Source organism: Sphaerisporangium sp. NBC_01403, from assembly GCF_045040145.1.
GTDB lineage: Bacteria > Actinomycetota > Actinomycetes > Streptosporangiales > Streptosporangiaceae > Sphaerisporangium > Sphaerisporangium viridialbum.
Window position 1 is genome coordinate 2,539,682 of sequence record NZ_CP109534.1, and the last position, 17,348, is coordinate 2,557,029.

Sequence of the window (17,348 nt, forward strand, 5' to 3'; positions counted from 1 at the left end):
GGCGCGCCCGACGCCGGGCCACCCGGCAGGGCTGAAGGCCCATGGTGACCGGTTCAGTCGGCGGCGGCGTCCTCGGGAGTGCCGCGGGCGAGCCGGGCCAGGGCCTCCAGGGCCCGGGACAGCACGTCCACCGGCGGGGAGGCCAGCCCGACCCGCACCGCCGCCGGCGTGCTCCGGGTCGCGACGGCGAACGAGGCGGCCGGGGTGACCGCGATGCCCTCACGGGCGGCGGCGGCCACGAAGGTCTCGGCGCGCCACGGCTCGGGCAGCTCCCACCAGCAGTAGTAGGAATGCGGGTCGGCGAGCACGGTGAAGCCGGAAAGGTGGCGGCGGGCGACCTCCTGGCGGGCGGCGGCGTCGTGACGCTTGGCACGCACGATGGCGGTCACCGTGCCGTCGCCCATCCAGCGGGTCGCGGCGTCGAGCGCGAACCCCGCCGCCGTCCACGCCCCCGATCGCAGGGCGGCGGTGACGGGCGCGGTGCGGGACGGCGGCGTCACCGCGAACCCGAGGGTCAGGCCGGGGGCCAGCCGCTTGGACAGGCTGTCCAGGAGGATCGTGTGCTCGGGCGCCAGCGCCGCGAGCGGGGGTTCGTCCCCTTCGTGGAGGAAGGCCCAGATGGAGTCCTCGATCGCGCACAGGCCGAGGTCGTGCAGCGTGGCGGCCAGCTCGGCTCGCCGCCACAGGGGCATGGTGACGGCGAGCGGGTTGTGCAGGGTCGGTTGCAGGTAGACCGCCGCGAGCGGGGCGCGCCGGTGCGCGGCGGCGAGCGCGTCGGGCCGTAGCCCCGCCTCGTCGGTGGCGAGGGGGACCAGGGTGACGCCGAGCCTGCCCGCGATGGCCTTGACCACCGGGTAGGTGAGCGCCTCGACGCCGAGCCGCCCTCCCGCGGGGACGAGCGCGGCGACCGCCGCCGCGATGGCCTGGCGGCCGTTCCCGGCGAACAGCACGCGCGCCGGGTCGGGCTCCCAGCCGCCGCGGGCCAGGAGCCGGGCCGTCGCGTCGCGGGCCCCGGGCGTGCCGGACGCGCCGACCGGCCGCAGGGCCGAGGCCAGCACGTCGGGACGCAGCAGGCGGCCGAGCCCCTCGGCGAGCAGGGCGTGCTGCTCGGGCACGATCGGGTAGTTCAGCTCCAGGTCGACGCGGGCGCCTCCCGGCTCGACCAGCGCGGGCCCGGGTGACCGCTCGCCCGCCCGTACGAACGTGCCGCGCCCCACCTCGCCGACCACGAGCCCGCGCCCGGCCAGCTCGCGGTACACGCGGGCGGCCGTGGAGCCGGCGATGCCCCGCCGCCGGGCGAACGCGCGCTGCGGCGGGAGCCGGTCTCCCGGGCGCAGCCGCCCGGCGGCGATGTCGGCGGCCACGGCGTCGGCGATCAGCCGGTAGTCCTCCATCAGGCACCTCATCGATTGCAAAGTGCTGGATTGCACCGAGAGCAATGATTGTATTGCACTGACCTGAGTGCCCGGCCTAGCATCGCCGTCAGCGCGGGACCGCGCGGGCGCCGACGCGGGAGGAAGTGGGCATCGTGAGCAGGGCCTCGGTGAACGGGATCACCGTCGGGTACGACGACCAGGGCCGGGGTGCGCCGCTGGTGCTGGTCCACGGCCACCCGTTCGACCGTTCGATGTGGGCGCCGCAGGTCGCCGCCCTCGCCGGCCCGGAGCTGCGGGTGATCGCGCCGGACCTGAGGGGCTACGGCGAGAGCACCGTGGTACCCGGGAAGACCCCGCTGGAGACGTTCGCCCGCGACATCGCCGCGCTGCTCGATCACCTGGGGCTGGGTGAGGTGGTGATCGGAGGGCTGTCGATGGGCGGCCAGATCGTGATGGAGTTCTACCGCCTGTTCCCAGGCCGGGTACGCGGGCTGCTGCTCGCCGACACCTTCGCCCAGGCCGAGACCGGCGAGGGCAGGAAGCTGCGCGCCGCCCAGGCCGACCGCCTCCTTCGCGAGGGCATGCGGCCCTACGCCGAGGAGGTGCTGCCGAAGATGGTCGCCCCGTACAACATCGAGGCGCTGCCCGAGGTGGCCGCGCACGTGCTCGGCATGATGCGCGGCGCGCCCCCGGAAGGCGCGGCGGCGGCGCTGCGCGGGCGCGCCGAGCGTCCCGACTACGGCGATCTGCTCGCCGAGGTCTCGGTGCCCGCGCTCGTCGTGGTCGGACGGGACGACGAGTTCACCCCGGTGGCCGACGCGGAGTTCATGAGCCGGCGCATCCCCGGGGCGACGCTGGCCGTGGTCGAGGGCGCCGCGCACATGCCGAACCTGGAGCGGCCCGCGGAGTTCGACGGCGCCCTGCGAGGTCTGCTCGCCGCCGTCGGCCGCGCGGCCGTCCCCGGCGGGTGAGGACGCCGCCCCCGCGCCCCCCGGCGCACGGGGACGCGGTCACGGCTGGGCGACGGGCTCGCGATGGTGAGCGGCCTGCGGGGCCGGTGCCTGGCCGGCCGGCAGGCGGCGCAGGACGACGACGGCGAGAACGGCGGCCAGGGCCATCACGACGGCGCCGGCGCCCGCGGTGACGTTCAGACCCTGGGTGAAGGCCTCCCTTCCCGCGTCCAGCAGCGCCGTGCCCGCGGGACCGGGCAGCCGCGCCGCCACGGCGGTCGCCCCGCCGAGGGTCTCGCCCGCCGCCCTCAGCGCCTCGGACGGCAGGCCCGGCCCGGCCAGGAGCGGTTCGGCCATCCGGTGGTGGTAGACCGCGGCGCCGACGCTGCCCAGGATCGCCAGGCCGAGGGCCCCGCCCAGCTCGCTGCCGGTCTCCGACAGGGCGGAGGCGGCACCGGCCCGCTCCGGGGGAGCGGCGGTGAGGATCAGGTCCGACGTCAGGGTCACGACCATCAGGATGCCGGCGGCCACCGCCCCGGCGGCGACGAGCACGACCCACAGCGGTGAGTCCACCCGCACCCACGCCAGCACCAGGAACCCCGAGGTGGTGACGAGCAGGCCGGCGCCGACGACGTAGGCGGGGCGGACACGGCTCGCCAGGATGCCGGAGACCGCGATGGCCGCCGCGACGGCGGGCATCACGATGAGCGACCACAGCGCGGCGGTGAAGGGACGCAGGCCGAGCACGAGCTGCATGAACTGGTTGGTGTACAGCGTGATCCCGATGAAGCCGAACATCGTGACCACGTTCACGGCCAGCGAGGCGCTGAACGTCCGGTGCCGGAAGAGTGCGACGTCGATCAGCGGGGCGGCGTTGGTGCGCTGCCTGCGGACGAACACCGCGCCCGCCGCCAGGCCCGCGACGACGGCGAGCGCCGGGAGCGGCCGGATCCCGTCCACGGCCGTCTGCTTGATCCCGTAGATCACCGGCAGCACGGCGGCCAGCGAGAGCACCGCGCTGACCAGGTCGAACCTGCCTGAGGCGGGGGCGCGGAACTCCGGAAGCAGGATCGGCCCGAGAACCAGGAGCAGGACCATGGCCGGCACGTTGACCAGGAAGGCCGAACCCCACCAGAAGTGGTCCAGCAGGAACCCTCCGACGATCGGGCCGATCACCGCGCCGCCGGTCATGCCCCCGGTCCAGAGCGCGATCGCGGTCTTGCGCTGGCCGCCGTCGTGGAACATGTTGCGGATCAGCGCGAGGGTGGAGGGCATCAGCGTCGCCCCGGCCAGCCCGAGCAGCGCGCGGGTGGCGATCAGCACCTCGGCGCCGGTGGAGTACGCGGCGACGACCGAGGCGACGCCGAACGCTCCCGCCCCGATCATCAGCAGCCTGCGGCGTCCGATCCTGTCGCCGAGGGACCCCATCGTGATCAGCATCCCGGCCAGCACGAACCCGTAGACGTCCATGATCCATAGCTGCTGGGCGCCGGTCGGCGCGAGGTCGGCGCTGATGAACGGCAGCGCGAAGAACAGCACGCTGATGTCCATCGACACCAGCAGGCAGGGCAGCACGAGCACGGCCAGCCCGATCCACTCCTTACGCCCGGCTTTGGGGTTGATGTCGGTCATGTCGAGCTCCTTGTGCGTCAGGTGCGGGGATCTCCCTGCTCGCAGCCTCGGCCAGGGCGCTGACCGTCCACGCACCATCCGCTGACCGGTCTTCTACGCGCCGCCGGGCGGAGCGCCTCCTGGAGTCGCGTCGAGCGCGTCCGCGACGCGACCGGTCTCCCGGCGGCGGGAGGGCAGCCGGCCGCCACCCGACAGCCACGAGCCCACGAGGATCAGCACGGATCCCGGGATCGCCCCCACCCCTGGCCGCTCACCGAGGACCACCATGCCCAGCGCCACCGCCACGACCGGGTTCACATACGTGATCAGAACCGCGCGACCGGCTCCCGCCTCGGCGATGAGCACGCTGTACAGGACGAGCGGGGCGGCCGTGCAGAGCAGCCCGAGGACCAGCAGCGCGGCGATCGCCGGCGGGGTGGGCATCGTGGCGGGCGGCGTCAGCACGGCGGCCGGGGACAGCAGCAGCGACGCCACGATCAGGGTCGCGCCCATGGACGCCCGCGAGTCGACGCCGGACAGGTGGCGCTTCAGCACCATCGGGCCGGTGGCGTAGAAGAGGGCGGCGGTGAGGATGGCCAGGGCGCCGAAGAGTTCGGCCGCGCGCCCCGCGACGTCGACCCCCATCAGCGCCACCACCCCGGCCAGCCCGATGACGAGCCCGGCCAGTCGCCTGCCCCGCACCCGCTCGCTCGCGTCGAAGCGCAGGGCAAGCAAGGCGACGAACAGCGGCGCGGCGGCGATGAGGACGGCGGTGAGGGACGATGACACGTGCTGCTCCCCGATCGCGATCAGGGGGAACGGCACGACGATCTCGCTCAGCGCGAACACGCCGACCCAGCGCGTCCTGCCGCGCAACACGCCCAGAACCCCGGCACGCGGCGCGAACACCAGCAGCGCGACCGCGCCCAGCACGACACGCACCCACGCCACGAACCCGGGCGGCACGCCCTCGTCGACCGCGACCTTTATCAGCAGGTACGGGATCCCCCACAGCACCGAGACCACCGCGAACGCCACCCAGGCACGCGCACTCATCAACCCCCCCGCGATCCGGAACCTCGGCCCCGATCCCCGCACGCACTACGCGACCCGGCCCGGGACGCGCGGCCGTCGCCACCTCCCGCGATCCAGGTCGCGGGGAAGGGTGTCCTGGCGCCCGTCCCGGTCAGGGGCCGCGTTCCCCGCTCACCCCCTGGTGCCGTACCCCGGCCCGTCCCCCGGCGCACCGCCGCCGAGGCCTTGCCACGAGGGCGGAGGTGACGCGGACGTTCCCCAAGAGCGCCCGGCTGTGGCCGCTAGAGCGCCTGGCTGCGGCCGCGCGCGTTCGCGGAAGGGCTCGCGAGGAGGTGTCAGTCGAGGCCGAACGTCTCCGCCAGGGTGTCGACCTCGGCGTCGAGGAGTGCTCGCGGGTCGTGTCCCATGCCGGTGAACTGGCCTTCGACCTCCAGGCTGATCACACCGTGCATGCGCGTCCAGGACATCACGGCTCCGGCGAGCGCGCATCCGGCCGTGCTCGCCGCGTCCTTGACGTACTCCGCCACCCAGCCGGCGACCTGCGCGTCGCGTCCTGCCCAGGCCTCCATCTGCCGGACCACCGGCAGCACCGCGGGGCCGGGCCGCCCGCCCTCGAAGACTCGCAGGATGGGCCCGAGGGCCGCGCGCGCCCGCAGCAGGGTGTCGGGCGGAGCGGTGTAACCGGGGAGCGGCGAGCCGTAGAGCAGCAGGTAGCGCTGGGGCTGGTCCAGGGCCCAGGCGCGGTAGGCGCCTCCCAGCGCGCGCAGCAGCTCGCGGGGAGGCAGCCCGGCGGAGGACTCCGCGGCCCGGCGGATGGCCGCGGCGAGGTCGTCGTACGCGTCGCGGATCAGGGCGCTGGCCAGATCGTCGCGGCTGGCGAAGTAGCGGTACAGGGCTGGGCCCGACAGGCCGAGCTCCTTGGCGATGCGGGTGAGCGCGATGGCCGCGAGGCCGCCCTCGGCGAGCTGCCTCAGGGCGATCTCCTTGATCTCCCCGCGCGTCTGCTCGCGGTAGCGGGCCCGGGGCCCTCCGTCCGTCGGCGTCACGACCGTCTCCCTCCGCCGTCCAGACTCGCGCCCGCCGGTTCCCGGCGGACGAGCCGTACGCACGCCACTCTAGCAAAAGTGATGAACGATAACTTCCGCGACGAGGCGAAATTAAGAGTCAGGCGGCCGTGGCCGACTCGGGCTCCCTGGAGACCTGGTGGCGCCCCAGCACCCCCGCGCTCATCAGCACCGCCACCATGAGGGCCGTGACCAGTATGAACGAGACCGACAGGCTGCTGAGCGCCGCGATGCCGCCAATCGCGCTGGGTGCGACGAAGCCCGACGTATAACTGATCGTCGCCGCGCCCGCCACCCCCTCGCCCGGCGTCGGCGCCGCGTTGCCGGCCGCCCCGAAGACCAGCGGCACGACCACCGCCACCCCGAGCCCGATGAGCATGAACCCGGTGATCGCCGGCAGGGGCGTGCGGGCGAACACGACCAGGGCTCCGCCGAGCGTGGCGAGCAGCCCGCTGATCCGCACGGTCGTCACCGCGCCGAGCCTTCGCACCACCATGTCCCCGCAGAGCCGCCCGGCGGCCATGGTGAACGCGAACGCGGTGTAGCTCGTGGCCGCCACCCCGGCCGAGGTCCCGGTGACCTGCCTCAGGTAGACGGCGCACCAGTCCTGGCTGGCCGCCTCGGCGAACACCGCGCAGAAGCCGATCAGGCCGAGGACGAGCACGTGCCGGGACGGCAGCACGAACCTCGGGGGAGCGGCCTCGCCTTCCTCGGCCCGGATGTCCAGCAGGAGAGGCCCCATCGCGCCCCCCACCGCCAGCAGCACCACGGCCATGGCGCCCAGGTGGACGCGGGCGTCCAGCCCGTACTGGGCGGCCAGCACGCCGACGCCGCCCGCCGCCAGCCCGCCGACGCTCCACATCCCGTGCAGCCCCGACATGATCGAACGTCCCAGCCGCTGCTCGACCACCACTCCCTGGGCGTTCATGGCGACGTCGCTCATGCCCGCCACCGCCCCGTACAGCAGGAGCGTGAACCACAGCACGGCGAGGTTCGGCGCGAGGGCGGGCAGGGCCAGCGCGGCCGACCACATCGCGATGAGCCACCGGGTGGCCGTCCGCCCGCCGAACCGGTGGATGATCCGCCCGGCCATCGGCATCGCCACCAGGGACCCGACCGCCGGGGCCAGCAGTGCGAGGCCCAGCTCGCCCGGTCCCGCGTGCAGGTGGTCCTGGAACCAGGGGATGCGGGTGGCGAAGCTGCCCGTCACCGCCCCGTGGACCGCGAAGGTGACCGAGACCGCCACCCGGGCCCTGCTCACCGCGCGAGAGTCCACCCGAGAAAGCTAACAGACAAGTTTCTTTCCTGAAAGGACGTGATCAGGTGCCGGACCGCGGAGGGTGGTGTTGACTCTCCCATCGTGGGAGACAGGAGGCTGGGACGCGTGCACGACGACACCGTCCTGTTGAGCATCGGAGAGCTGGCGGAGCGAACCGGGATGTCGGTGAAGCTGATCCGCCACTGGTCCGACATCGGCGTGGTCCCCCCGGCCGGCCGCACCCCGGCCGGCTACCGCCTCTACGACACCGAGGCGGTGGCCAGGCTCCAGCTCGCGCGGACGTTGCGCGAGCTCGGCATGGGCATGGCGGCGATCCGCGACGTCGTCAACCGGGAGCGCGGCCTCGCCGAGGTCGCGGCGGCCCACGCCGACGCGCTGGAGGTACGGATCCGCACGCTCCGGTTGCAGCAGGCCGTGCTGCGATCGGTCACCGGCCGAAGGCCCACCACAGAGGAGCTCACCCTGATGACCAACCTGGCGCGACTGTCCGCCGCCGAGCGCAACGCGATCATCCATGATTTCGTGGCGGAGACGATGGGCGATCTCGACCACTCCACCTACCGGCAGGGGCTTCTCGCCGTCACCCCCGACCTGCCGGAGGATCCCACGCCCGAGCAGGTCGACGCCTGGATCGAGCTGGGCGGGCTGATCGGCGACCCCGCTCTGCGCGCCGCGATGCGCCGCATGGCCGCCTATGCCGCCGAGCACGCGCCGGGCGGTCCCGAGACGGCCGGCGAGCACGACGCGGCGGACCTCACCGACCTGTGGGTGCGGCGGGTCGCCGAGGCGATCGCCGCGGGGATCGCCGCGGACTCCCCGGCGGCCGACCCGGTCGTGGCCGGCGTCGTCGAGGCCTGGCTGCCGTCGCAGGCGCCCACCGGCTTCCGGCCGGGCGGCGACGGCGCGGCGGCCCGCCGGCGGCTGCTGGAGCAGCTGGAGATCGCGGCCGACGCCCGCGCCGAGCGGTACTGGCAGCTGATGTGCGTCATCAACGGCCGGCCGGTGCGCCCGAGCATCGCGGGGCCCGGCCAGTGGCTGATCACCGCGCTGCGGACGAACCCCGAGCCGGGCGCCCGGGCCGACGGCATCGCCGAGACGCTCGACGCGGACACGTCCGCGAGCGGCCCGGCCTGGCTTCTGGACGGCTGCGCCCGGACCCTCGCCGAGGTGGACGCGCTCGTCGCCGCCGTGGCCCCCGGGCAGATGGGCGACCCGACCCCCTGCGAGGGCTGGGACGTGCGGGCACTGCTGAACCACCTGGTGTACGAGAACCTGATGTGGACGAGCCTCGCCGAGGGGAGCCCGCGTTCCGACTTCACGGCCGACCACCTCGGCGGCGACCACGTGGCCGCCTTCCGCGCCGCCGCGGGGGCGGCGATGGCGGCGTTCGGCAGGCCGGGGATGCTGGAGGAGCGGTTCGGGCCCGCGCCCGGCTGGCGGCTGGTGGAGCAGGTGGTCATCGAGATGCTCGTGCACGGCTGGGACCTGGCCACGGCGACAGGACGGCCCGCCGACCTCGCGCCGGACGTCGCCGAGGCGATCTTGCCCGCCGTGCGGGCGATCTACGGGGAACTGCCCCGGACCCCCGGCGGCTCGTTCGCCCCGGAGCGACAGGCGCCTCCCGGCGCCACCGCCGCCGACCGCCTCGCCGCCTACCTCGGGCGCGCCGTCGGCTGATCTCTCACGTCACCGGCCGCCGGCCGGGCCTTCCCGGGTGTGCCGCCACCGGTCGCCATGCCGACGATTTCGATCACCTTGACGAACAATATTGTCGCTGAGAGTGTTGCGGCATGTTGGATGTGGCGGTGATTGAGGATCCGGCCGCGGCCGAGGTCTCGCTGGACCCCGTGCGGTCGCGGCTGCTGGCCGAGTTGTCCGAGCCCAGGTCGGCCACGATGCTGGCGGCCAGGGTGGGCCTGCCTCGGCAGAAGGTGAACTACCACCTCAAGGCCCTGGAGCGTCATGGCCTGGTCGAGCTGGTGGAGGAGCGGCGTAAGGGCAATGTCACCGAGCGGGTGATGCGCGCCACCGCCGCGTCGTACGTCATCTCGCCGGTCGCGCTGGCCGACGTGCAGCCCGACCCGTCGCGGTCGCCCGACCAGTTGTCGGCGCGCTGGCTGCTCGCGGTCGCGGCCCGGCTTGTACGCGACGTCGGCGAGCTCATCACGGGGGCGGCCAAGGCCCGCAAGAAGGTGGCGACCTTCGCGATCGACGGCGAGATCCGGTTCGCCACCGCCGCCGACCGCGCCGCCTTCGCCCAGGAGCTGGCCGGCGCGGTGACCGCTCTGGTGAGCAAGTATCACGACGAGACGGCCGAAGGCGGGCGCGACCACCGCGTCATCGTCGCCGTCCACCCAAGCATCACGGCCAAAAAGGTCGAAAACGACGGACACGAGACACCGACCAAGGAGTTGTAATATGCGGCGCGAATTCGAGGTGCGTGCGGAGATCGCGATCGAGGCGACCCCCGAGCAGGTGTGGGAGGCCATCTCCACCGGTCCGGGCATCGACTCGTGGTTCATGGGTCGCAACGACGTCCAGCGGCGTGACGGCGGCACGGTGACCCAGAGCATCGGGGGTACCACCTACACCTCCACCGTGACCGCCTGGGAGCCCTCCAAGCGGTTCACCTACCAGAGTGACGAGCTGCCGGACGGCACGTTCATGGCGTTCGACTACCTCATCGAGGGCCGCGAGGGGGGGAGCACCGCGCTCCGCCTGGTGCACAGCGGGTTCCTCAGTGACGACTGGGAGGCCCAGTACGACGCCCTCAAGAAGGGCGACGGCATGTACCTGCAGAAGCTGGCCGCCTACCTCAAGCACTTCCCCGGCCGCACCTCGACGTTCAACACGCTCATCCCGGGCCCGCAGGTGCCCGACCAGGACCGCGTGTGGGAGGCGTTCAAGAGCGCGCTCGGCCTGACCGGCGAGGTCACCCGGGGCGACCGGGTGGTGCTCTCCGTCGACGGGCTCCCGAAGGCCGAGGGCGTCGTGGAGAGCGCCGACTACCCGAGCATCCCGAGCGTCTGCACGGGCGACGCGCTGTACACGTTCATGCACGGCTACCGCGACACGGTGGTCGTGGAGCAGCACAGCTTCGTGCCCGGCGTGGACGAGAAGGCCACGGAGGGCGCCTGGAAGTCCTGGCTCGCCACGACGTTCGCCTAGCCGGCACGGCGGGCCCACCCCTGCACGGGGCGGGCCCGCCCCGTGCAGGGGTGGGCGAACGTCGTGCCGGGGCAGGGAAGGGGCATGGGGAAGCCCTGTCCTCGGCGACGCCGGTGACGGCGCTCGTCGCCGGGTGGTTCAGCTTCCTGGGCCAGCCGGTAAGAGTGGGTGCCGGTCTCGATGATGTTGCCGCCATAGGTGAGCCGATCGACGATCGCTGCGCAGAGCCGGACTTTGGTGAAGGTCTCGGCCGGGCCGGCTTCCCCCTCCTCCGCAAACGAGTGCTGCTCACCACCTGATGGTCATCTTTCCCTGATAGGCCCCACGAGCATCGGGCGGCCGAGCAGGTCCGGCGTGAACGGCACCCCGGTGACCTTCTCCGCCAGGGCGAAGCCCCTTGGCACGGCGGTGTAGTAGTTGTCCTCCCAGGCGGCGTCCCACGCGGCCTCGTCCTCCGGCTTGCCCAGCCCCATGCCCAGCTCCAGCATGAAACCGTTGAGCCGGTCAGGGTCGGAGCCGTAACGCTCGTATGGGTGCCGCAGCCGGTAGCCGGTGACGATCGTGCCATCGATCGCGTACTCGAAGCCGTGCTCGGCGGCGTAGTCATGCCGGGTGACCGCCAGCACCTCGCAGCCCCGCGACAGCTTGGTCACCACCTCGTGGAGCGTGACCATCCAGCCGTAGGGCTCAATGGCCACGCACCACTCGCCGGTCTGGAAGACGCCCACGTAGCCACCGCCATCACCGCCTTCCGTCTCGTTGACGAACTCGTAGGCCTTGTCGTCGAGTCCGCCGAAGTCCGACTCCTGGCCGGAGTCCTCGTCGCAGCTGAAGCGGCGCACCACCTCCGCCGGGTCGAGCCCGCGGAAGAAGGCCACGCTGAAGATCACGCCCAGTGGGCCGCCGCCCTTGTTCTCGGACACGTTGAGCCACTGGAACGGGGCTAGGGGGTCGGTTGTCGTCATCCGGGCCATGGTGGCAGGCCGTGCCGACAATCAGCCGAGATCGGCCACCACGATGGTTATGGCGGTGACAAGCGGCTCTGGATCACCGTCCTTGACCGCTTCACGGACTCGGACTTTGAGCCAGAGCCAGTTCCTTCCCAGTTACAAAGTCACCTGTACGACGAACGGGAACCCGCCGGACGGATCGCTCACTCTTGTCGCGTCGCTCACGATTCCCGAGGGGGCGTCGTAGACTCGCCGCCTGCTCGAACCTATCTCCGAAGGTGCCCGCTCCGGGGCCTCGACCGTGAGGGTGGAACCCGTGAAGTACATGCTGATGATCTACAACAACCCGGCGATCCTGGGGGCCATGCCCGAGGAGGAACGCGACGGGCTGATGGGTGAGGTGGACACGCTCATCGAGGAGCTCACCAGGTCGGGGGAGTTCGCGGGCGGCGCGGCGCTGGCCGACGCCTCCCAGGCACACACGGTACGGGTGCGCAGCGGCATCCCGGCGACCACCGACGGGCCGTACGCGGAGGCCAAGGAGCAGTTCGCGGGTTACCTGATCGTCGACTGCGAGAGCGCTGAGCGGGCGATCGAGATCGCCGCCCGCTGGCCGGACGCCAAGTACTGGGCGATGGAAGTGCGTCCGATCATCAACACGGTCGACATGGAGGTGTGACCGCGCGAGGCGTTCGACCTGCGCATATGGAAGGAGCTGGGCGGCCACGGGTGGTTCCGTGGGCGCCCAGCTCCGGTTTTTGCGGGGTTGGGGGGGTCAGTCGATGGTGGCCAGGACGGGGTGGTCGTCTTTGGCGGGGTGGTGGGTGGGGGTGTGGTCGTGCTGGGTGTGGCCGGTGGTGGCGGGCCGGCTCGGCTGCTGGTGGGTGGGCTGGGGGTCGGCGGTGTGGTCGGTGTGGTCGGTGTGGTCGGTGTGGGGGGTGGTGGTGGGTTGGTGGCTGTTGCGCAGGATGGTGGCGGAGATGAGGGCGAGGAGGATGAAGATGGTGGCGCCGACGGCGGCGACGGTGTTGAGGCCGGTGGTGAAGGCGGTGCGGGCGGTGGTGATGAGGTCGGTGGCGATGGTGCCGGTGAGGTGGTGGGCGGTGGTGAGGGCGGCGGTGATGGATTCGGTTGCGGTGTGGGCGGCGGTGGTGGGCAGGCCGGTGGGCAGGTGGGTGGTGAGGTCGGTGCGGTAGATGAGGGTGGCCAGGCTGCCTAGGGAGGCGATGCCCATGGCGATGCCGAATTCGCCGCTGGTCTGGCTGATGGAGGCGGCTGAGCCTGCTTTGTGGGGGGGTACGGAGGCCATGATGAGGTTCATGGTGAGGGACATGGGGAAGGCGATGCCCAGGGAGGCGAGGATCAGGCCGGTGACCAGGTAGGGCAGGCCGCCGGTGGGGGCGAGTTGGGTGTGGATGATCAGTCCGGTGGCGGCCAGGAGCAGGCCGGCGGTGATGACGTAGGCGGGGCGGATGGTGCGGGCCAGGGCGGGGGCGGCCATGGAGCCGATGACCATGGCGATGTTCTGGGGCAGGAGCCACAGGCCGGCGTTCATGGGGCTGAGGTCTTGGACGGTTTGCAGGTAGAGGCTGGACAGCAGGCTGGCGCCGGCCATGACGATGCCGGCCATCAGGCCGATGCCCATGGCGGCGCTGAAGGAGCGGTTGGCGAACAGGCGCAGGTCGAGCAGGGGGTTGGTCAGGGTGCGCTGGCGCAGGGTGAAGATGATGCCCAGGGTGATGCCGGCGGCCAGGGCGGCCAGGGGGGTGGGGTGGATGCCGGTGCGGGCGAGTTCTTTGAGGCCGTAGATGGCGGGCAGGATCGCGCCGAGGGACAGGGCGACGCTGGCCAGATCGAGGCGTCCGGCGTCTGGGTCGCGGTATTCGGGGAGCAGGCGGGGGCCGACGATGAGCAGCAGGATCATGACCGGGACGCCGAGCAGGAAGGCCGAGCCCCACCAGAAGTGCTCCAGGAGCAGGCCGCCGACCAGGGGGCCCAGGGTCATGCCGCCCATGAAGCAGGCGAACCAGACGCCGATGGCCGAGCCCATTTGCTTGGGGTCTTTGAACATGTTGCGGATCAGGGCCATGGTGGAGGGCATCAGGGTGGCGCCGGCGATGCCGAGCAGGGCGCGTGAGGCGATGAGCATCTGCGGGTTGACCGAGTAGGCGGCCAGGATGGAGGCCACGCCGAACGCGGCGGCGCCGGTGAGCAGGAGTTTGCGGCGGCCGATCCGGTCGCCCAGGGTGCCCATGGTGACCAGGAACCCGGCCAGCATGAACGAGTAGATGTCCAGGATCCACAGTTGCTGGGTGGAGTCGGCGCCCAGTCCGGCGCTCAGGTGCGGCAGGGCCAGGTAGAGCACGCTGATGTCCAGCGACAGCAGCAGGGTGGGCAGGGCCAGCACCGCCAGCCCGATCCATTCACGCCGCCCGGCCCGTGAACCCGGGCCGGTCTCGAGGTTCGCATTCATCGCACATTCCTTCGTGATCGGTGGTCCGCGACACAGCGGACCGCGCCTGCGACAGGCGCATGTATGGGGGGTGGATCCCGGGCGCGAACGGGCCGGGGGGAGGTGCAGCCGGGGCGTCAGGGGAGCAGCCTGCCGAGCCATTCCTGCCAGGCTCGCTCGGTCTCCTTGGGGTCCACACCGGCGAAGACGTGGTGCCCGACGACCAGCGTCTCGTCCATTCCCTGGATGAAGCGGTAGAGACCGTCACCGGTGCGAACGCCGAGGAAGCCGGGCTTGGCGTAGTCGACGACCCCCTCGATCGGTTCGAGACCCTCAGGGGTGAGCCTGACCGGTTCGCCCTGGGTCACGGGACCGGTCAGGCCGAGCCCGCGTTCGAGCACCCGCGACACGGGTTCGCCGCCGCCCGTCTTCGGCCGCGCGCCGAAGACCACGACCGCGGACCGGCCGGGGAAGTGCCTGAGGTACTGGTCCAGGGTGTGCAGGTACATGTCCCAGCCGCGGTTCAGCGCGTCGTACTCGGAGTCCCAGTCGTCGCCGAGGATGCCGCTCTGCACCATCCGCAGCACGGTGCTGCCGCCCTGGTCGCGTCCCTCGATGAGGTACTCGAAGGCCATGAACGACCCGTCAGGGTTCTTGTCGCTCCTGAACGCGAACCGCTTGGACGGCTCCCAGGCGGTGACGGTGGCCTCCACGGGGAAGTCCCCGAAGTACTGCCGGGTGGCGCCGCCCTCGCGGGGCTCGATCTCGTTGCGTCCCATGAACCACGAGTCGATTCCCGGGCCGGTGGCGATCGCCTCCCACACCTGCTCGGGCGTCGCCTCCAGCGTCACCTGCTTGCGCAGCTCGAAGTCGTGCGGCATCTCAAAGCTCCCTTGTCTCGGTGTCGACCACGCGGGTGTCGATCGTTTCTGTCTCTTCGGGCCGGTCGCCGGCCCATGGGTGGACCGCGACGATGACGCGGTGGTCGCGGCCGGTGCCGGCGGTCTCGTCGTGATAGGCGCGCACCAGGGCGGCGAGCGCGTCGGCCAGGTCGTCGGCGAAGGCGGCGCTGTCGTCGGCGGAGGCGAACCGCACCTGGCCGTCGATCGCGAACGTCGCCGTCTTCCTGCGGGCCTTGGCGGCGCCGGTGACCAGCTCGCCCACGTCGCGCACCAGCCGGGAGGCGACGGCCAGCAGCCAGCGCGGCGAGAGCCGGTCGGGTGAGCGGGCGGGGTCGGGGGCGACGGCGGCCAGCGCCACGGGCGAGATGACGTAGGACGCCGCGGTGGCGGCCATCACCCGCTCGACGGTGTTGCCCTTGCGGCGCTCCTCGACCAGCTCGATGAGGCCGTGCCGTTCCAGCGCCTTCAGGTGGTAGTTCACCTTCTGCCGAGGCATGCCCATCTTGGCCGCCAGCGTCGCGGCGGAGGCCGGCCGGGCCAGCTCGGCCAGCAGCCGGCACCGCACCGGGTCCAGCGAGGCCTCGGCCGCCGCCGGGTCTTCGATCACCGCCACTTCGAACATGACTCAACGTTCCCACCGAACATTTTTTTTGTCAAGGCGATTGGAGTTGTCGGCTGCGACGAAGGCATGACGGAGGCCGCCGTGATCGCTGAGCCGATCCGGCGGAGGGTGGGTCAGGAGGTCAGGCGGTGGAAGGAGGGCGCCGCCACTCCTCGGCCAGCAGCCCGTAGAGGAGGTCGTCGGTCCACTCGCCCTTGCTCCAGGTGTGAGCGCGGCGGAGGCCTTCCCTGCGGAAGCCGAGGCGCTCAAGCAGCCGGGCCGAGCGCAGGTTGCGCGCGTCGCATTCGGCCGACACCCGGTGCAGGCCCTCGTCCTCGAACAGGTGCTCCAGCACGCGCCCCACGGCCTCGGTGGCGTACCCGTGCCCCTGGTAGCGGGGGGCCAGGGTGAACCCGATCTCCGCCTGCATGAGGTTGGCGTGCAGGTTGACGCCGATGTCGCCGATCAGCACGCCCTCCAGGTCTATGGCGTACTGGAACCATCCGGGCGTGAGAGGTCCCCGGGTCTGCGACGACGCGATCAGTGCCCTGGCCTGCTCCACGGCCACCGGGGCGTCCCACGACTGGTAGCGGGCCACGCCGGGATCCGAGCGGTAGGCGGCCAGCGCGACGGCGTCGCCCGCGCGGAAGCGGCGCAGGGTCAGACGGGCCGTCGACAGGAGCATTCACGAATTATCGCCCACGCCCGCCGGGAGCCCGCGCGGCGGCCGGGACGGACGCGGGACGCCGGGTTCAGCGGTCGCGCACGGGCACCCAGGTGGTTCAGTGGTCGCCTGCGGGCACCCAGGTGGTGTGCCCGGCGTCCGGGAGCGTGCCCGGGAGGTGGACGACGGCCTCCGGGCGGCCGGTGAGGTTCAGGGCGTCGAGCACCAGCAGCTCGGCGCGCCGCAGCGCGGCGTTCCGCACCAGGACCAGGATCCAGCCGTCGCCCTCGGCGATCCCGCGCGGGACGAAGACGGGACGGCCCGCGCGCCACCCGGGGGCGAGCGCCCGTACCTGGGTGGTGTCGGCCGCGAGGTCGTTGCCGACCAGCGCCCGGCCGCCGGGGGCGTGGCCGAAGATCAGCTGGTGCCTGCTCCCGGCCCGCCGGGAGTCCACCGACGCCTGGTCGAGGGCGCCGGTCAGCTCGCGCTCGTGGGCCGTGCCGCTCGCGAGGTCGAGCGTCCACCTGTGCACCCGCGAGGTGCCGGCGGCGTCGCCGGGGGTCCAGGAGGGGGTGTCGTAGGCCCGCGCGATGCGCACGGCGTCGACGACCACGCGGCCGCCGTCGTCGTGGGCGTTCACCGACTCCGTCACGAAGCAGGGGTCGATCGGGAACCACAGCGGCTCGGCCTCGCCGCCCGCCCGGCGCGGCAGCAGCCCGATGCGCGCCCGCCGGCCGTGCTGCCAGCGGTACGGGGACCCCTCGCCGATCATGGCCGCCGCCCGCCGGTACGTCACGGGCAGGTCGAACACCACGACGAACCGGTCGGTGAGCGCGACCGCTCGCATGAGCGGGGCGCCGTCGAGCGCGAACGGCCGGGAGCCGAGCACACGGCCGTCCGGCCCGATGACCAGGTGCTCGGCGAGGTCGAGGCCCGGATAGGTGGCGACGGTGTGCCACTCGGCCGCGGCGCGGTCCCGGACCGGCGGCGCGACGCTCGCGCGGCACGGCCCGTCCGGCGGGGGCTCGGCGGGCCCGGTGGGACGGATCCAGATCGCCGGGCCGGGCGGCCGGCCGCCCGGCTCCCCGGTGGCCCGGTGCCACCGGGCGGTGCCCCCGCCGAGCCGCACGCCGGAGAGCAGCGCGCCGGCCGAGACGTGAGAGCCGGCGGGGGGCGCGCAGGCCGACAGGAAGGTGCCGTCGAGGCCGAGGGGGAGGACGCCGTCGACGGGCAGCGGCTCGTCGTCGGGCAGGCGGCCGGAGTTGAGCGGGTCCACGTGCTCCGTGACAGTCATTT

At 72.7% G+C, this 17,348-nt stretch carries 17 protein-coding genes; 6 read left to right on the top strand and 11 right to left on the bottom strand.

All coding sequences use genetic code 11. The features are described 5' to 3' along the window. Positions 1-53: 53 nt before the first annotated feature. Positions 54-1,406, bottom strand: coding sequence for a PLP-dependent aminotransferase family protein (locus OG589_RS11300; protein WP_405148489.1), 1,353 nt, complete (start codon positions 1,404-1,406; stop codon positions 54-56). Positions 1,407-1,528: 122 nt separating this feature from the next. Here OG589_RS11300 and OG589_RS11305 point away from each other — a divergent pair, with 122 nt between their 5' ends. Beyond that, positions 1,529-2,347, top strand: a complete 819-nt coding sequence (locus OG589_RS11305) for an alpha/beta fold hydrolase (protein WP_405148490.1) — start codon at positions 1,529-1,531, stop codon at positions 2,345-2,347. Between the two features lie 39 nt (positions 2,348-2,386). Here the strand turns inward: OG589_RS11305 and OG589_RS11310 are convergent, their stop codons facing one another. The 4 genes from OG589_RS11310 to OG589_RS11325 form a co-directional block, all read right to left on the bottom strand. Further along, complete coding sequence (locus OG589_RS11310) at positions 2,387-3,958, bottom strand: MFS transporter (protein WP_405148492.1); 1,572 nt, start codon at positions 3,956-3,958, stop codon at positions 2,387-2,389. Positions 3,959-4,051: 93 nt separating this feature from the next. Further along, positions 4,052-4,993, bottom strand: coding sequence for a DMT family transporter (locus OG589_RS11315; RefSeq protein ID WP_405148493.1), 942 nt, complete (start codon positions 4,991-4,993; stop codon positions 4,052-4,054). Positions 4,994-5,307: 314 nt separating this feature from the next. After that, complete coding sequence (locus OG589_RS11320) at positions 5,308-6,018, bottom strand: TetR/AcrR family transcriptional regulator (protein ID WP_405148495.1); 711 nt, start codon at positions 6,016-6,018, stop codon at positions 5,308-5,310. 118 nt (positions 6,019-6,136) lie between these two features. Further along, entirely contained in the window at positions 6,137-7,312 is a 1,176-nt protein-coding gene (locus tag OG589_RS11325) for an MFS transporter (RefSeq protein WP_405148496.1), read from the bottom strand. A gap of 108 nt (positions 7,313-7,420) precedes the next feature. Between OG589_RS11325 and OG589_RS11330 the strand changes: the two genes are divergently transcribed. From OG589_RS11330 to OG589_RS11345, 4 genes are all read left to right on the top strand, one after another. Then, positions 7,421-8,992, top strand: coding sequence for a TIGR03086 family metal-binding protein (locus tag OG589_RS11330; protein ID WP_405148497.1), 1,572 nt, complete (start codon positions 7,421-7,423; stop codon positions 8,990-8,992). Positions 8,993-9,120: 128 nt separating this feature from the next. After that, entirely contained in the window at positions 9,121-9,732 is a 612-nt protein-coding gene (locus OG589_RS11335) for an ArsR/SmtB family transcription factor (RefSeq protein ID WP_405148499.1), read from the top strand. A 1-nt stretch (position 9,733) separates the two neighbouring features. After that, complete coding sequence (locus tag OG589_RS11340) at positions 9,734-10,483, top strand: SRPBCC domain-containing protein (protein WP_405148501.1); 750 nt, start codon at positions 9,734-9,736, stop codon at positions 10,481-10,483. Between the two features lie 113 nt (positions 10,484-10,596). Continuing rightward, positions 10,597-10,782, top strand: coding sequence for a hypothetical protein (locus tag OG589_RS11345; protein ID WP_405148503.1), 186 nt, complete (start codon positions 10,597-10,599; stop codon positions 10,780-10,782). A 3-nt stretch (positions 10,783-10,785) separates the two neighbouring features. Here the strand turns inward: OG589_RS11345 and OG589_RS11350 are convergent, their stop codons facing one another. After that, positions 10,786-11,448, bottom strand: a complete 663-nt coding sequence (locus OG589_RS11350; RefSeq protein WP_405148504.1) for a DUF6461 domain-containing protein — start codon at positions 11,446-11,448, stop codon at positions 10,786-10,788. Between the two features lie 310 nt (positions 11,449-11,758). On the opposite strand from OG589_RS11350, the gene OG589_RS11355 reads away from it, so the two are divergent. Then, complete coding sequence (locus tag OG589_RS11355; protein ID WP_405152013.1) at positions 11,759-12,112, top strand: YciI family protein; 354 nt, start codon at positions 11,759-11,761, stop codon at positions 12,110-12,112. Between the two features lie 96 nt (positions 12,113-12,208). Here OG589_RS11355 and OG589_RS11360 read toward each other — a convergent pair whose 3' ends face one another. The 5 genes from OG589_RS11360 to OG589_RS11380 all read right to left on the bottom strand — a co-directional run bounded on the left by OG589_RS11360 (position 12,209) and on the right by OG589_RS11380 (position 17,346). After that, positions 12,209-13,906 (bottom strand): MFS transporter, encoded by a 1,698-nt coding sequence (locus OG589_RS11360; protein WP_405148506.1) that lies wholly within the window; start codon positions 13,904-13,906, stop codon positions 12,209-12,211. 116 nt (positions 13,907-14,022) lie between these two features. Beyond that, positions 14,023-14,766: an SRPBCC domain-containing protein gene (locus OG589_RS11365; RefSeq protein ID WP_405148508.1), complete on the bottom strand. Its 744-nt coding sequence runs from the start codon at positions 14,764-14,766 to the stop codon at positions 14,023-14,025. A 1-nt stretch (position 14,767) separates the two neighbouring features. After that, positions 14,768-15,409, bottom strand: a complete 642-nt coding sequence (locus OG589_RS11370; protein WP_405148510.1) for a winged helix-turn-helix domain-containing protein — start codon at positions 15,407-15,409, stop codon at positions 14,768-14,770. Positions 15,410-15,530: 121 nt separating this feature from the next. Then, positions 15,531-16,073 (bottom strand): GNAT family N-acetyltransferase, encoded by a 543-nt coding sequence (locus OG589_RS11375; protein ID WP_405148512.1) that lies wholly within the window; start codon positions 16,071-16,073, stop codon positions 15,531-15,533. Between the two features lie 97 nt (positions 16,074-16,170). Then, the gene (locus OG589_RS11380) at positions 16,171-17,346 is read right to left on the bottom strand and encodes a carotenoid oxygenase family protein (RefSeq protein WP_405148513.1); all 1,176 of its coding nucleotides are present in this window, start codon (positions 17,344-17,346) and stop codon (positions 16,171-16,173) included. Positions 17,347-17,348: the final 2 nt, after the last annotated feature.